The following is a 14,171-nucleotide window of genomic DNA, read 5'->3' as shown; positions in this document are numbered from 1 at the left end:
TCACCATGGATATCACCGATAACACGCTGCCCGCGCCGGAAACCACCAGCGACTTCAGTTCACTCAATAACTGCGCCGCCGCCCAACGCGCGCTGGACTATTACTTGAAACCCGCTGTTTCAGATCCCCAAGTCATCGAACGCTTCTTCGATGTCAGCCCTCACGTCAGTCGCGAGGAGGCCCTGGCACATGCCTCGGACCTGTTGCGCTGTGCGGCCGCCTCCGCCCATGAGTCAGCGGACAACCTGCAGGGCCCACGCCGCGACCTGGCGTTTTCGGTGGTGCACATGATCGACATGGCAAAAGCCATGGTGGACAGGTCACTGGACGCAGAGCGGATCTACTGAGATTACGCGGTTGAAACCGAGGTAAAACGTCGGAACCTGAGGCAGGTCGCGGCGTCTGGCAAAACGACAGGAAAGATATTTCCTATGAGGTGGGTAAAAATAGTTGACTTGCAAATGATAATGATTATTATTGCATGCAGCTGGTCGCGAGATCAGTTGATAGACCAAGGGACCTTAGGTCGGACTCTTGGAATATCTCCTCATCAGGCTAATCACGGTTTTTGACCCGGCTTTTTGCCGGGTCTTTTTTTTGCCAGTTATTCTGGCTTTGGCTTCAGGCTAATGAAGACTGGTACTGCTAAATTCGATGGCGCGCATGATATCAAAAGACCACCTTTTTGCAACATGACTCACAAAAACCCGAATTAAACACTGACAAATAGCACTTGAGAATCAATCGCATAGCCACTAAGCTGCTGCAGCGTCAAGGACGACGCCCCCCTCCTTTCCCGGTAAATTGCCCTCGGCTTTACCCCTCGCCCGTGTAAAGTAGCGCCATAAAAATCATATCCAGGATGAGATTATGACCGTGGCTCAACGCTCCTTTGATATCACTGCCAACTTCGACAGCGGCAACATCGAAGTGCTGGACCTCAGCAATCCGCTACAGGCCTTGCTGGCCATCAAGCCCGACACCCGCAGCCCGCATTTCCAGTGGTTCCACTTCAAGGCCAGCGGCCTGCATGTGGGCGAAGAACACTGGTTTCGCCTGAGCAACGCCAGTAAGTCCTCCTACAACAAGGCCTGGGACGGTTACCAGGCGGTGGCCTCCTACGACCACGTCAACTGGTTCCGGGTGCCGACCATTTTCGAAGGCGACTGCTTGCGCTTCAGCCTGGAAGCCCGCGAGACTCACGCCTGGTTCGCCTACTTCGAGCCCTACAGTCGCGGCCGCCATGACTGGCTGATCGAGCAGGCGCTGAGCAAGGCCGGTACCGAGTTACTGGCCACCGGCAAGAGCGTCGAGGGCCGTGACATTCAACTGTTGCGCAAAGGCAGTGGCGCCGAAGGCCAGCGCAAGGTCTGGATCATCGCCCAGCAACACCCCGGCGAACACATGGCCGAATGGTTCATGGAGGGAGTGATCGAACGCCTGCAACAGCACAATGACCCAGAGCTCAACAGCCTGCTGGCCAGTGCCGACCTGTACCTGGTGCCGAACATGAACCCGGACGGGGCGTTCCACGGCCACCTGCGCACCAACGCCATGGGCCAGGACCTCAACCGTGCCTGGCAGAGCGCAAGCCAGGAAAGCAGTCCGGAAGTGTGGTTCGTGCAGCAGCACATGGACCAATACGGCGTTGACCTGTTCCTGGATATCCATGGCGATGAAGAAATCCCCTACGTGTTCACGGCCGGCTGCGAAGGCAACCCTGGCTACACGCCACGCCTGGCTGCGCTTGAGGAGCACTTTCGCAGCCATCTGAAACACCAGACCCGCGACTTCCAGACCACCCACGGCTACACCCGCGACTTGCCGGGGAAAGCCAACATGACCCTGGCCTGCAACAGCGTCGGACAGAAATTCGACTGCCTGTCACTGACCCTGGAGATGCCGTTCAAGGACCACAACGACGCCCCGAACCCCCACACCGGCTGGTCCGGCAAGCGCTCGATGCAATTGGGCAAGGATGTGTTGTCGACCGTCGCCGCACTGGTGAAAACCCTGCGCTGATCGCTCAACGGGCCGCATGCCACAGCGCATGCGGCCCTCAGGCCTCGCCAGCAGCGCCCTGCCCGATCAGTGATCCTTGCCGGACAGCATGCTCTGCAATACGCCGTCACGCCGGATCCAGCCATGGAACAGCGCTGCGGCCAGGTGCAGCAATACCGTGAGGAACAGCAGGTAGGCCAGGTACCCATGGGCCCTGCGCAGGAAGGCGAACAGCGCGGCATTGGCCGGCACGATTGCTGGCAATTGCACGCCAATGCCCAGCGTGACCGGATCACCCGCTGCCGAAATCATCGCCCAGCCGAGCACTGGCAAGGTCAGCATCAGGGCATACAGCAGCCCATGGGACGCCTTGGCCGCGAGCACCTGCCAATCGGGCAGGTCCGCCGGCAAGGGCGGTTGACGCGTCGAGAAGCGCACGAACAGGCGCACGATCACCAGCAACAGGATCGCCACGCCCAACGGCTTGTGCAGGTGGATCAGCCATTCATGGCGCTCGGACACCGAGGCGACCATGCCGGCGCCAATGAACAGCATGGCGATCACCAGCAACGCCATCAGCCAGTGCAGCAGCCGCGCCAGGGGCGCGAAGTGGTTCGGTTGCGCGCTCATTGGGCGGCCTCCTGTTTAGCGTCAGGCAACTGACCGACTTCGCTCGTCCGGCGCAGATAGGAGCTCGCGTAGGCGGCCGAGCGCGCGGCCAGCAACGGATCTTTCGAGGGCTCGATGCCACTGGGCAGGATCAGCGGGTCGTAGTTGATATCCCGGCACTCGCCACTGTTTTGCGCCTGGCTGCTTTGCAGCACCAGCGTCCCGGCGTTCAGTACCTTGCGTTCAGCCGGCCAGGCTTGACTGGCATCGTCAGTGGGGTCCGTCGGATCGGCCAGGGTGATCAGCAACTGCCAGCGCAACGGCCCGGCCTGCAGGCGCTCGCGCAAGTCCTGTTCGAGAACATCAGCGCCTTGTGCGGCGCTGGTGGTTGCGCCGTCCCGGGCCTGCGGAACGACCCCCCAACGCACGGCCTGGCGTTGACCCGCCGGATTCACCAGATAAAACGCATTGATGCCGTTATAGGTCTCGGTGGCGTAGCTGGCCGAGGGTTTGGCGCTCTTGATCCAGCGCAGGAACGGCGCGGTTTCCGGGTGCGCGGCAAAAAATGCCGGGGCGGCCGCTGGGTCCGGTTTGCCCGTTGCAGGATCCGGGCTCTGCGCCTGCTGTAACTGATAAAACGCCTGGGGTGTACCCACCGGGAACACCGGCATGCTGTTCATGCCCGTGCGCCATTGTTGCCCATCGGCCTGAGTGAAGCGCAGCGCCAGGCTACGGATCGGCACGCTGGTATCCGGTGCGTAAGGATTGCCGCTGGGCAAGGCAAACCGCCCGACCACCGGGGTTCGTGCAGCGTTGAACACCTGCGCGGTGGAATAGGCACGCACCTCGTTGCTGCTCTCGAAATAGCCGATCACGCACACCCCCTTGGCGTGGTTGCGGCGAAACCCTGGGTGAACGCCATTGTTGGTTTCAAGCACGTTGACCAGTGCCTTGGGAGTCAAGCGCTGTGGGTCGAGAGAACCGTTGACGTAGGCAAAGGCCACGGCCATGGCGCCAACCACCAGGCCAATCGCTGCCAGGCGCAGGGCCAGGCTGACGGGACTTAAAGGAAGCCTGTCGGGGGGGGGGGAACGATCTACCATGTAACACTCCAGGGCCGGGAACGGCGTGTGGCAAGGATCAGGCAGACGTTGCCCTTCGACGTTTATTCCATGGCCCGGTGTTTATTTCTGCGCCACGGGAATAACCTCCACTGCCAAGCGTCTCTCTAGTCCCAAGCGTAGTGACTGGCCCGCCCACCATGAACCCTCTCGACGAACAGTTACGTGAACTGATCCCCAGGCTGCGCCGCTTTGCGGTCTCGCTGACCCGCAATTCCAGCAGCGCCGACGATCTGGTGCAGTCGTGCCTGGAGCGCGCGCTGTCGAGTTGGGGCAGCAAACACCCGGAGGGCGATCTGCGGGCCTGGCTGTTTGCGATTCTGTACCGGCAGTTTCTCGACGCCCATCGCCGCTCCCGGCGTTATGCGCGGATGCTTGAGTTTTTCACCGGTCGCGACGAGCCGCAGCCTTCGCTGGAGCGCACGGTGATTGCGCAGAACACCCTGGAAGCCTTCGACCGGTTACCCACCGAGCAGCGGGCGCTGTTGCTCTGGGTTGCGGTGGAGGGCTTGAGTTATAAAGAGGTCGCCGAGATCCTCGACGTCCCGACCGGCACCGTAATGTCTCGTCTGTCCCGGGCGCGCCAGGCTTTGCGTCAGCTCAGCGACGGTGAAATCAGTAGCCCTTCCCTGCGGAGACTCAAATGATCAGCATGCCGCCCAGCGTCAATGACCTGCACGCCTACGTCGACCATCAGCTCAACGATGCCGACCGGCGCCTGGTGGAGACGTACCTGGCGGCCAATCCGCAGATGGCCGGGCAGGTACGCGCCTGGCAGCAGGACGCCCAGCAACTGCGGGCAGCCCTGGGCGGCGCCTTGCAACAACCGGACAACCCCGACCTCGACCCGGGGCTGATTCGCCAACGCCGCAAGCGCCAGTCCCGGCGCCACCTGGCCAGTGCCGCCCTGCTGCTGATCGCAGTCAGTGTCGGCGGCCTGGGTGGCTGGCAAGCACGGCAAATGACGCTCAGCGGTGGCACCCTGCCGATGACTGACGCGATGCAGGCGTATCGGATGTTCGCCCAGCAAGGCCTGCTGCCGGCCGACTATCGGGTCAGCGATGATGGCGACATGCAGGGCTGGCTCGATCATTATTTTGCCCGCGCCAACCGCCTGCCGGACCTCGCCAACGCGGGTTTCCAGCCGGTCAGTGCACGATTGCTGAGCACCGACCAGGGCCCGGCGGCCATGGTGATGTATGAAGACCAAGGCGGGCGCAAGATCAGCTTCTACATCCGCCCGCCCGGCCCGCGGAACTACCTGCTCCCCAAAGGCAGTCGCAGCGACGGAGAATTGCAGGCGCAATACTGGTCAGGGGCCGGCTACAACTATGCGATGGTCAGCGAAGCCCGCGACCCGGCTACCCAGGTCATCCAGCAAACGCTGAAGTTCTAGCCGCCAGACCCGGACGTTTACCGTTATCATTCCAACGTTTGCAGGCTCGACGCCGCCCTCTCTTCCATTGACTGGATGTGTTCATGCATACCCTTGCACAACTGCGATCCGGCGAGTTGGCCGGGATCAAACGACTGGACCTGTCGTGCGGCCTGGAGGAGTTTCCCGAGGAAATTTACAGCCTGGCGGACTCGCTCGAGGTGCTCAACCTCAGCGGCAACGCCTTGCGCCAATTGCCGGACGACCTGCACCGACTGCGCCACTTGCGGGTGCTGTTCTGCTCGAACAATCTCTTGCGCGAACTGCCGGCCAGCCTGGGTCAATGCCAGCAACTGAGCATGATCGGCTGCAAGAGCAATCGCCTGCAGCGGGTCCCGGCCACGGCCCTGCCGCCACAGTTGCGCTGGTTGATCCTGACCGACAATGAACTGGAGCAATTGCCCAGCGAACTGGGGCAACGCCCCCTGCTGCAAAAACTCATGCTCGCCGGCAACCGGCTGCGCAGCCTGCCCGCCAGCCTGGGCCAGTGCCATCGGCTGGAATTGATCCGCATTGCCGAAAACCAACTCAGCGAACTGCCCCAGTGGTTGCTGACTTTGCCGTCCCTGGCCTGGCTGGCGTATGCCGGCAACCCGCTGGAAACCGAGGCCGATGCCAGCGCGCTGGCCGCCACCGCACACATCCCCTGGGCGCAATTGCAGCTGCAGCAGCGCCTGGGCGAAGGCGCTTCGGGGGTGATTCATCAGGCACGGTGGCAGCCGCCATCACTGCCGGAGCGCGAGGTCGCGGTGAAACTCTACAAAGGCTCGATAACCAGCGACGGTTCGCCCCTGCATGAGATGAACGCCTGCCTCAGCGCCGGCACTCATCCGCAGCTGATCAGCGTGCTGGGGCGCATCGTCGACCATCCACAGCAACAGTCCGGCCTGGTGATGGGGCTGATCGACCGCAGTTATCGCAACCTGGCCGCCTTGCCCAGCCTGGATTCCTGCAGCCGCGACGTGTATGAGCCCGACACGCGCTTTAGCGCCGAAGTGGCATTGAACATCGCCCGTGGCATCGCCTCGGCCGCTGCGCACCTGCATCGACAGGGCATCACCCACGGCGATTTGTATGGCCACAACACTTTGTATAACGATCAGGGCGACTGCCTGCTGGGGGACTTCGGCGCAGCGTCCTTCCATGCCCGCGCCGAGACCCTGGAAACCCGCGCACTGCAACGCATCGAAGTGCGCGCCTTCGGGATTCTGCTGGGGGAGTTACTGGCGCGGATCGACTCCGGCCTGAGTGCCGCACGACGCGAGGTACTGGAGAGGTTGCAGCGCCAGTGCTGTCAGCCCCAAGTGCTGGCACGGCCCGGGTTCAACGAAGTCGTGGAGCAATTGGAAAGTCTGTGACCGCTGCGCGGTCAATAGCGAGCAGGCTCGCTCCCACAGTTGACCGAGTTGCCTGGTCGGACGCGATCTAATGTGGGAGCGAGCCTGCTCGCGATGACGGTGTCACTGGCGAATCAGATCAACCCGCCAACCCGACAAACATGTCCTGCACGTCATCGTGGTTGTCCAGGCCTTCAAGGAACGCTTCGACTTCTTCCATCTGCGCGTCAGTCAAGCCGCTGACCGGGTTCTTCGGCTTGTAGCCCAGTTTTGCCGACAACACGGTGAAACCCTGCTCCGGCAAGGCTTTCTGCACCGAATCGAGGTCGGTGGCTTCGGTGATGAACAGGGTCGCGCCGTCTTCGGCGGGTTCGAAATCCTGGGCACCGGCTTCGATTGCAGCCATCTCCGGATCGGCGTCCGGGGTGTCCGGCGATGCCTCGATCATGCCCACGTGGTCGAAGTCCCAGGCCACGGAACCGGAAGCCCCCAACTGACCCTTACGGAACGCCACGCGGATTTCCGCCACGGTGCGGTTGATATTGTCGGTCACGCACTCAACGATCAGCGGTACCTGGTGCGGGGCAAACCCTTCGTAGGTCACACGGTGGTACTGCACGGTCTCGCCCAGTTGACCCGAACCCTTCTTGATCGCCCGTTCCAGGGTTTCACGGGGCATCGAGGCCTTCTTGGCCTGTTCCACCACCAGGCGCAAATGCGCGTTGGTTGCGGTATCGGCACCGTTACGCGCAGCAATGGTGATTTCCTTCACCAGCTTGCCGAAGATTTTCCCCTTGGCGTTGGCTGCCGCTTCTTTGTGTTTAACCTTCCACTGTGCGCCCATAACTCACTCTCTTGATCTGTGGCGCCGAGACATCTATTGGCCGACGCTTTGCGCAAGTTTATACGGCAAAAAGTTGGCAATCGACCAAAAACTGCAGTGGATGAGCGACATCACCACAAGCGCTTGTAGGGGCTTTCTGAAATGCGCTTAGGGGCTGACTATTAACCCTCAGTGTTTCGTACCCTCGATGTCCCGAACTTCAAGGCACAAGGGTGTGTGATGCACAACGACATGGAAAGCCCCCCGGGCCTGAGCCCAACCCTGACCCTCCCCGAGCTCGCCTTGAGTTTTGCGGTGCGTCAGTTCAAAGGGCACGAAGCACTCAACCAGCTGTACCAACTGGAGATCGAATTGCTCGGCCCCGCACCGGCGATTCGGCTGGAGCAGTGGCTGCACCAGCCGGCCTACCTCAGCCTGGGTGCGGATTGCGGTCGCCACGGGATCGTCCAGTGCGCCGCTCTGATCGAGGCAAGCGCACAGCAGATCACTTATCGTCTGACCCTGGCACCTCGCCTGATAGCCCTGGAGCAAACGCCACGACGGCGTGTGCGGCGTGAGTTGAGCGTGCCACAACTGCTGCACCAGTTGCTCGAAGAGCACAACCTGCCCGCCGACAGTTACCGCTTCGAGCTGCACCATGGCGAGTACCCACCGCGGGCGCTGTGCATCCAGTACGACGAAACCGACCTGCACCTGCTGCATCGGCTGTGTGAAGAGGAAGGCATCCACTTTCACTTTGAACACCAGCACGACCGACATGTACTGGTGTTCGCCGAGGACAGCGCCAGCTTCACCCAGCACCCGCTAGAGACCGCCTTTGCGCCCAGTGCCGACCAGCCGGTGATCAGCCAGTTGTTTCAATGTCACAGCCCGCTCGACTCCGCGCCGCGCCACAGCGTTCAGCCACGGGGCGAACCACAGGAGTCGCGCCCCGCGCCGGCAGACGCCGCCAATCAAATCGCCCAGGCCACAGCCCGGGCAACCCTGACCCAGCAGCACCAGCTCCAGTTGAGCCGGCGCGAGCTCGAACGGCTGCGGTGCCTGCACCGGCAAGTCCAGGGGCACAGTACCCAGCCGGGTCTGTGCAGTGGCGGCATCCTGCAAGTCAGTGGCCATCCTGTCGCGGTGTTCAATGACCAGTGGTTGCTCTGCGAGGTTGAGCACCAAGGCTCAGCGAACCACTACCGCAGTCAATTCACCGCCATTCCCTGGTCCAGCGAATTCCGCCCGGCGCTCAAGCACCCCAAGCCGCGCATCCACGGCCAGCAAATCGGTCGGGTGGCAGAGCCAGCAGTGCTCGACGCACTGGGTCGAGTGGAGGTCCGGTTGTGGCCTGAGCAGGACGTGGGTGATGCGCCCTCGGGGCTCTGGTTGCCCAGGGTCCAGGTGGCCGCTGCCGCCACGCAGGTGCCCGCAGGCGGCAGCGAAGTCCAGGTCAGCTTCCTTGATGACGATCCCGATCGACCAGTGTTGTATGCCACCGACCTCGGCGCGGTGCGCAATGGCCCGGCACGGCACGCTGAAGAACACCCCATCAGCCTCACAGCCAATGGCAACGTGCTGCACTTGACTGCAGACAGCATCACCTTGGCCGGCCCACTGTTCAGCCCCACACCCACCCCTGGCGTGGACCCCCTCGAACAATCCAGGCTACCTCAGCCCCAGCACAGCGGCTGGAGCGGTGAAATCTCGCTGTTCGAACGCCCGCCAGCGACCACCGACCGCCTGGCCCACGCCAACTGGTACATCGTGCGTATGCCGCGCCCCGGCCTCAAGGAGTTGAGCGGCCTGGATCGCAGCGACGTGGTCATGCAGGGCACCAGCCTGGCGTCGGGCAACCTGGCGCTTTCACCCGCGCAGAAAAAACAGCTGGCCTGCGAGTTCGCCCGCACCCCGGACCAACTGTGCCTGCTCTATCCGGGGCAATGCGTGGCGCTGGCCGAGTACTTCCAGCAACACTGGAACAGCGAGCAACGCCTGAGCTTCATTGAGAGTGCCAGGCCCACCAGCCCGTCTGCACGCACGGGGCACAACCAACTGTTGTTCGACTGGTTGCTGCCCCACGCCGGCAAGGCGCCCCGGTCAGGCTAAGAGCGGCGGCAGGGAGCAATCAGCTGTGCAGTGGCTAAATCGTTACCGGCACCGTGGGCACAAGCGCACGGTTAGGTTGCAGCCCTGCCGGGCGGCTGTTCCAGTGGGGGATCAGCACCAGGGCAGAAAACAACGCGCAACCGGCAAACACGATGAACACCGTGACCGTGTCGAAGTAGCCGGGCAGCAGGCCGCCGAGGATCGCCCCGACCGAACCGCAGCCGTTGACGAAACCAGCGGCGGTGGCGCCGGCCTTGGCGGTGCCGAAGTCAATCGCGGCCGCACCGCTGATCATCGAGTCCGGTCCGTACAGGGTCAGGCCCATGACAAACAACAAGGCCACTACCAGCAACACGCTACCGGTCTGCAAGGCGCCCATGAACAGCGCCAGCGACACGGTCAGCGCCAGCAGGCTCAGGACGCAGGCCGGCAAGCGCCGCGCACCGAACAGTTTGTCCGAGGCCAGGCCAATCATGATCGGCCCCAGCAACCCCGCCAGCTCGAACGCGGTAGGGATGATCGCTGCCCCCACCTTGCCCACGGAGGGCATTTGCTCGAAGACGATCACTGGTCCCCACAACAGAATCGCGTAACGCGCTGGCTTGAGCATGAAGTACGCCAGGCCCAGGGTCAGCACCGTGCGGTTGCGCAGAATTTCGCGCAGCGGCGCCCACATACTGATCCGGCTTTGCGCATCTGCCTCGGCAGCTGTCAGTTGCGGCTGCGGCTCCACTGCCGGCAAGCCGACGTCTTCAGGCTGGTTGCGCTGAAAGATAAAAAACAGCAGCGCCACCACTGCCACCACCGCGGCACTGGAAATGAACGCCGCATGCCAACTGCCCACCAGGGTATAGGCCCACCAGCCGACAAAAGGCGAAGCCACCAGGCCGCCAAAGGCGTAGCACGAACTCCACAGGCCCAGCACCCGGCCGCGTTGTTCGGCGGGGTAGAAACTGCCGAGATTCTTGCACAGACCGGACCACCCGGTGGCCTGCGCCAGGCCCTGGATAACCATGCAGGTAGCGAAGATCGGCAAGGTGGCAAAGTTGCCCATCACCAACGCCGCCAAGGCTGAGATCAACAATCCGCCGAACACCACCACCCGCGGCCCATAGCGATCGGCGAGGATGCCCCAGGTGAACTGGCCGACGGCATAGGCTGCCAGGTAGAGCCCGTCGAGGTTGGCCATGGCCATTTTGTCGAGGTGAAAGGTAGGGTCTTCACCGATCCCCAGCTTGGCCACGGAGAACGCTTTGCGAGTGAAGTAGAAGGCCGCGTAGGCGAGCCAGGTAATGGCGAAGATTTGCACGCGCCAACGCTTGAGGGTGCCGATGTGCTTTTGCATGGTGGATCTGACCTCAGGGTGTGAGTGTGCCGGCAGATTCCGAAAGCCAAACGCCTGTATTTTTATTGTTCAGCACTGCGCCAGGGCCCCTTGGAGGGCGGGCGTTACCGGTCAGATGAGTCCTGCTCCATCCCTGTCTCGAGATGTTCCATGCGCGCCAGGATCATGGCCACCGCCGTGGGTCGACTGACCGGCCTGCGGGGCTAGGTACGATAAAAACAGTTACTGTTGAATAAGAGAAATCGATTTATCGTATTTCAAATATACGCTCAGCCTGTAAGAGGTCACGCGATGTCGGTATCCCACGCCCAGCTCAAAGCTTTCCATGCCGTGGCCAAACACGGCAGCTTCACCAAAGCCGCCGAACGCTTGTTCCTGACTCAGCCGGCAATCTCCGACCAGGTGCGCAAACTCGAAGAGCGTTTTGGTGTGTTGTTGTTTCATCGCAACAAGCGCTCAGTGCGCCTGACCGACCTGGGTGAGCGCCTGTTGAGCATCACACAACGCCTGTTCGTGATCGAAGCCGAGGCCCAGGAACTGCTGCACGACTCCCAGGCACTGCAGACCGGCAGCCTGATCCTGGCGGTGGATGCCCCGGTCCACGTGTTGCCGCAAATCGCCCGGTTCTGCGAGCGCTATCCCGGCATCAGCGTGAAGATCGAAACCGGCAACACCGACGAGTCACTGTTTCGCCTGTTCAACTATCAGGCTGACCTGGCCTTGCTCGGACGGGACGTCAGCGATGCGCGCCTGCTGACACTACCGCTGCGCAACGACCCGATGGTGGCATTCGTTTCCCGCAGCCACCCCTGGGCCGACCGCGAATCGATCTGCCTGGCGGACCTGGACGACACTCCGCTGGTATTACGCGAAATCGGTTCGGTGACCCGCCAGACCCTGGAAGAAGAAATGGCCCGGGCCGGCCTGCGCATTCGCCCGGCGATCCAGGTGGAAGGCCGTGAGGCCGCACGGGAAGCCGTAGTGGTCGGGATTGGCGTGGGCGTGGTCTCGGCCGCCGAGTTCGGCGCCGACTCACGGGTTTGCGCCTTACCGATTATCGACTGCACCCGGCGTCTGACCGAAACCCTGGTGTGCCTGCGCGAACAGAGTTCACGGCGCGTAGTGGCGACGTTTTTGCAGATGGTGCGTGAGAGCCTGGAGTAGGCAGGTCCGGCCCTATCGCGGGCAAGCCCGCTCCCACAGTGGCTCTGGGTGTTCGCAGATTTGGGGGACATCCACTCAGCTCCATCAATGTGAGCCTGCTAGCGATAGACGCGCCACATTCCATCAGGCGGGCGCCAGGGCAAAAAACGCCTGGATCAGACGCAGGTCCCGGCGCCGCTCCATGCAGCCGATCAAGTGCCGATTGACCAACCCCTCACCGATGATCGGCACCGCGCGCACCCGCGGGTCGTGACTGACCTCGACCGACGACACCACCCCGACCCCAAGTTCCGCCGCCACCGCCTCGGTCACCGCTTCGCGGCTGTCCAGTTCCAGCAGCACCCGAGGGGTGATCCGCGCCTGGCTGCAGGCCTCATCAAAGGTACGGCGGGTGATCGAACTCGGCTCCCGCAGGACCATGATCACCTGGTCCAGCGCCTCGAGGCTGATGCCCTGGTCCAGGCTCGACCAGGGGTGACCGGCGGGCACCAGTGCGCAGATGCGCGACTCGCTCAGGGCTTGCAGGTGCAGGCCCTTGCGCGGCTCGACTTCGGTCAGGACCGCCACGTCGGCGTGCTCGGACAGCAGCGCCGCGAGGGTTTCCTGGGCGTTGCCCAAGCGCAGGTTGACCGTGATGCCCGGGTAGCGCGCCCGCAGGCTGGCGAGCATCGGCATGACCATGTGCGGCCCGTCCGCCGCCACTTCCAGGCGCCCGGTCAGCAGCTGCCGGTTGGCCTCGAGCATCACCTGGGCTTCTTCGGCCAGGCCGAACATCGCCCGGGTGATCGCCGCCAGCTTGGTGCCCTCCTCCGTCAGTTCGACCCGCCGTGCGGTGCGCCGCAACAGCGTGATCTGGTAGTGCTCCTCCAGCGCCTTGATGTGCCCGGTGACTGCCGGCTGGCTGATGAACAGACGGGCAGCGGCCCGGGTAAAGCTGCCCTCACGGGCCACCGCATCGAATGCGCGCAGCTGGAACAGGTTCATGAATAAGCCTTACTGATGATTGGCATAACAACAAACAATTTGATTGATGGCGCGGCAAATTGCAATTTATCTCCCGTAGCTTCATCCCATCGATAACGAGGACACGCGAATGAGCACTGCCGAACCCATCCTGCTCACCCCCGGCCCACTGACGACTTCGGCCCGCACCCGCCAGGCGATGATGGTCGACTGGGGTTCATGGGATGACCGCTTCAACCAACTGACCGCCAGCCTCTGCGAACAACTGCTGAGCATCGTCAACGGCGCCGACAGCCACCACTGCGTGCCCCTGCAAGGCAGCGGGACCTTCGCCGTCGAAGCGGCGATCGGCACCCTGGTGCCCCGCGACGGTAAAGTGCTGGTGCTGATCAACGGCGCGTACGGCAAGCGCCTGGCGAAAATCTGTGAATACCTGGGCCGCTCGTTCAGCACCTTCGAAACCGCTGAAGACGAGCCGACCACCGCCGCCGACGTCGACCGCCTGCTGCGGGCCGACACCAGCATCACCCACGTTGCGCTGATCCACTGCGAAACCAGCACCGGGATTCTCAACCCGCTGGCAGAGATTGCCCAGGTCATTGCCGAGCACGGCAAACGCCTGATCATCGACGCCATGAGTTCGTTCGGTGCGCTACCGATCGACGCCCGGCAAGTGCCCTTCGACGCGCTGATCGCCGCCAGCGGCAAGTGCCTGGAAGGCGTGCCCGGCATGGGTTTTGTCTTCGCCAACAAGGACGCCCTGGCCAATGCGGCCGGCAACTCCCATTCGTTGGCCATGGATCTGTTCGACCAGCACAGCTATATGGCCAAGACCGGCCAGTGGCGCTTCACCCCGCCGACCCACGTGGTCGCGGCGCTCCACGAAGCCCTGCTGCAATACAACGAAGAAGGCGGCTTGGCGGTTCGCCACCAACGCTACGCCGACAACTGCCAGGTGCTGCTCGAAGAAATGGCCAGGCTTGGCTTGCGCAGCTTCCTGCCGACGGCCATCCAGGCGCCGATCATCGTCACCTTTCACGCCCCGCAGGACCCACGCTATCAATTCAAGGAGTTCTACGAACGGGTCAAGGCCAAGGGTTTCATCCTCTACCCGGGCAAGTTGACCCAGGTCGAAACCTTCCGCGTCGGCTGCATCGGTCACGTCAACCAGGCCGAGATGCGCGCCGCAGTGGCCGCCGTGGCCGAGGTCTTGCGCGAGATGGAAGTGCTCGACATCTGACTGTTCAGTGCTCAGCCGGAC

General features: G+C 62.7%; 13 protein-coding genes. 8 read left to right on the top strand and 5 right to left on the bottom strand.

The genetic code is table 11. The annotated features are described in order from the left end of the window. Positions 1 to 5 precede the first annotated feature (5 nt). Both PspS04_RS08685 and PspS04_RS08680 read left to right on the top strand, forming a co-directional pair. Entirely contained in the window at positions 6 to 347 is a 342-nt protein-coding gene (locus PspS04_RS08685; RefSeq protein WP_159994624.1) for a DUF6124 family protein, read from the top strand. 523 nt (positions 348 to 870) lie between these two features. Beyond that, complete coding sequence (locus PspS04_RS08680; RefSeq protein ID WP_159994622.1) at positions 871 to 2,022, top strand: M14 family metallopeptidase; 1,152 nt, start codon at positions 871 to 873, stop codon at positions 2,020 to 2,022. A 66-nt stretch (positions 2,023 to 2,088) separates the two neighbouring features. Here the strand turns inward: PspS04_RS08680 and PspS04_RS08675 are convergent, their stop codons facing one another. Together PspS04_RS08675 and PspS04_RS08670 are read right to left on the bottom strand one after the other, a co-directional pair. After that, positions 2,089 to 2,631, bottom strand: a complete 543-nt coding sequence (locus tag PspS04_RS08675; protein WP_159994620.1) for a cytochrome b — start codon at positions 2,629 to 2,631, stop codon at positions 2,089 to 2,091. Beyond that, on the bottom strand, positions 2,628 to 3,713 hold the full coding sequence (locus PspS04_RS08670; protein WP_159994618.1) for a catalase family peroxidase: 1,086 nt from the start codon (positions 3,711 to 3,713) through the stop codon (positions 2,628 to 2,630). The genes PspS04_RS08675 and PspS04_RS08670 overlap by 4 nt, the downstream gene beginning before the upstream one ends. 158 nt (positions 3,714 to 3,871) lie before the next feature. On the opposite strand from PspS04_RS08670, the gene PspS04_RS08665 reads away from it, so the two are divergent. From PspS04_RS08665 to PspS04_RS08655, 3 genes are all read left to right on the top strand, one after another. Further along, a complete protein-coding gene (locus tag PspS04_RS08665) occupies positions 3,872 to 4,378 on the top strand; it encodes a sigma-70 family RNA polymerase sigma factor (RefSeq protein WP_159994616.1) in 507 nt (168 codons plus the stop codon). Continuing rightward, a complete protein-coding gene (locus PspS04_RS08660) occupies positions 4,375 to 5,127 on the top strand; it encodes an anti-sigma factor family protein (RefSeq protein WP_159994614.1) in 753 nt (250 codons plus the stop codon). Before PspS04_RS08665 ends, PspS04_RS08660 begins: the two co-directional genes overlap by 4 nt. An 83-nt stretch (positions 5,128 to 5,210) precedes the next feature. Continuing rightward, positions 5,211 to 6,524, top strand: coding sequence for a leucine-rich repeat-containing protein kinase family protein (locus PspS04_RS08655; protein ID WP_159994612.1), 1,314 nt, complete (start codon positions 5,211 to 5,213; stop codon positions 6,522 to 6,524). 118 nt (positions 6,525 to 6,642) lie between these two features. Here the strand turns inward: PspS04_RS08655 and PspS04_RS08650 are convergent, their stop codons facing one another. After that, positions 6,643 to 7,347 carry a YebC/PmpR family DNA-binding transcriptional regulator gene (locus PspS04_RS08650; protein WP_095167828.1) on the bottom strand — a complete coding sequence of 235 codons (705 nt, stop codon included), beginning with the start codon at positions 7,345 to 7,347 and terminating at the stop codon, positions 6,643 to 6,645. Positions 7,348 to 7,578: 231 nt separating this feature from the next. Between PspS04_RS08650 and PspS04_RS08645 the strand changes: the two genes are divergently transcribed. Then, positions 7,579 to 9,438: a type VI secretion system Vgr family protein gene (locus tag PspS04_RS08645; RefSeq protein WP_159994611.1), complete on the top strand. Its 1,860-nt coding sequence runs from the start codon at positions 7,579 to 7,581 to the stop codon at positions 9,436 to 9,438. A gap of 34 nt (positions 9,439 to 9,472) precedes the next feature. On the opposite strand, the gene PspS04_RS08640 is transcribed toward PspS04_RS08645, so the two are convergent. After that, on the bottom strand, positions 9,473 to 10,783 hold the full coding sequence (locus PspS04_RS08640; RefSeq protein ID WP_159994609.1) for an MFS transporter: 1,311 nt from the start codon (positions 10,781 to 10,783) through the stop codon (positions 9,473 to 9,475). Positions 10,784 to 11,074: 291 nt separating this feature from the next. Here PspS04_RS08640 and PspS04_RS08635 point away from each other — a divergent pair, with 291 nt between their 5' ends. Then, positions 11,075 to 11,947 carry a LysR family transcriptional regulator gene (locus PspS04_RS08635; protein WP_095167822.1) on the top strand — a complete coding sequence of 291 codons (873 nt, stop codon included), beginning with the start codon at positions 11,075 to 11,077 and terminating at the stop codon, positions 11,945 to 11,947. A gap of 123 nt (positions 11,948 to 12,070) precedes the next feature. On the opposite strand, the gene PspS04_RS08630 is transcribed toward PspS04_RS08635, so the two are convergent. After that, entirely contained in the window at positions 12,071 to 12,931 is an 861-nt protein-coding gene (locus PspS04_RS08630) for a LysR substrate-binding domain-containing protein (RefSeq protein ID WP_159994607.1), read from the bottom strand. A 109-nt stretch (positions 12,932 to 13,040) separates the two neighbouring features. Between PspS04_RS08630 and PspS04_RS08625 the strand changes: the two genes are divergently transcribed. Beyond that, positions 13,041 to 14,150: a 2-aminoethylphosphonate--pyruvate transaminase gene (locus tag PspS04_RS08625; protein WP_095167819.1), complete on the top strand. Its 1,110-nt coding sequence runs from the start codon at positions 13,041 to 13,043 to the stop codon at positions 14,148 to 14,150. Positions 14,151 to 14,171 lie beyond the last annotated feature (21 nt).

Origin of the sequence: Pseudomonas sp. S04, assembly GCF_009834545.1 — a bacterium.
In the GTDB taxonomy this organism is placed as follows: domain Bacteria; phylum Pseudomonadota; class Gammaproteobacteria; order Pseudomonadales; family Pseudomonadaceae; genus Aquipseudomonas.
The sequence above is the reverse complement of the archived record's forward strand: the minus strand, read 5'-3'. Positions and strand labels throughout refer to the sequence as shown.

Excerpts from the sequence above, each read along its gene's own strand:
- PspS04_RS08670 (WP_159994618.1), bottom strand. The coding sequence starts at position 3,713 with ATGGTAGATCGTTCCCCCCCCCCCGACAGGCTTCCTTTAAGTCCCGTC.
- PspS04_RS08655 (WP_159994612.1), top strand. The coding sequence starts at position 5,211 with ATGCATACCCTTGCACAACTGCGATCCGGCGAGTTGGCCGGGATCAAA.
- PspS04_RS08640 (WP_159994609.1), bottom strand. The coding sequence starts at position 10,783 with ATGCAAAAGCACATCGGCACCCTCAAGCGTTGGCGCGTGCAAATCTTC.
- PspS04_RS08685 (WP_159994624.1), top strand. The coding sequence starts at position 6 with ATGGATATCACCGATAACACGCTGCCCGCGCCGGAAACCACCAGCGAC.
- PspS04_RS08665 (WP_159994616.1), top strand. The coding sequence starts at position 3,872 with ATGAACCCTCTCGACGAACAGTTACGTGAACTGATCCCCAGGCTGCGC.
- PspS04_RS08650 (WP_095167828.1), bottom strand. The coding sequence starts at position 7,347 with ATGGGCGCACAGTGGAAGGTTAAACACAAAGAAGCGGCAGCCAACGCC.
- PspS04_RS08660 (WP_159994614.1), top strand. The coding sequence starts at position 4,375 with ATGATCAGCATGCCGCCCAGCGTCAATGACCTGCACGCCTACGTCGAC.
- PspS04_RS08625 (WP_095167819.1), top strand. The coding sequence starts at position 13,041 with ATGAGCACTGCCGAACCCATCCTGCTCACCCCCGGCCCACTGACGACT.
- PspS04_RS08645 (WP_159994611.1), top strand. The coding sequence starts at position 7,579 with ATGGAAAGCCCCCCGGGCCTGAGCCCAACCCTGACCCTCCCCGAGCTC.
- PspS04_RS08635 (WP_095167822.1), top strand. The coding sequence starts at position 11,075 with ATGTCGGTATCCCACGCCCAGCTCAAAGCTTTCCATGCCGTGGCCAAA.
- PspS04_RS08630 (WP_159994607.1), bottom strand. The coding sequence starts at position 12,931 with ATGAACCTGTTCCAGCTGCGCGCATTCGATGCGGTGGCCCGTGAGGGC.
- PspS04_RS08675 (WP_159994620.1), bottom strand. The coding sequence starts at position 2,631 with ATGAGCGCGCAACCGAACCACTTCGCGCCCCTGGCGCGGCTGCTGCAC.
- PspS04_RS08680 (WP_159994622.1), top strand. The coding sequence starts at position 871 with ATGACCGTGGCTCAACGCTCCTTTGATATCACTGCCAACTTCGACAGC.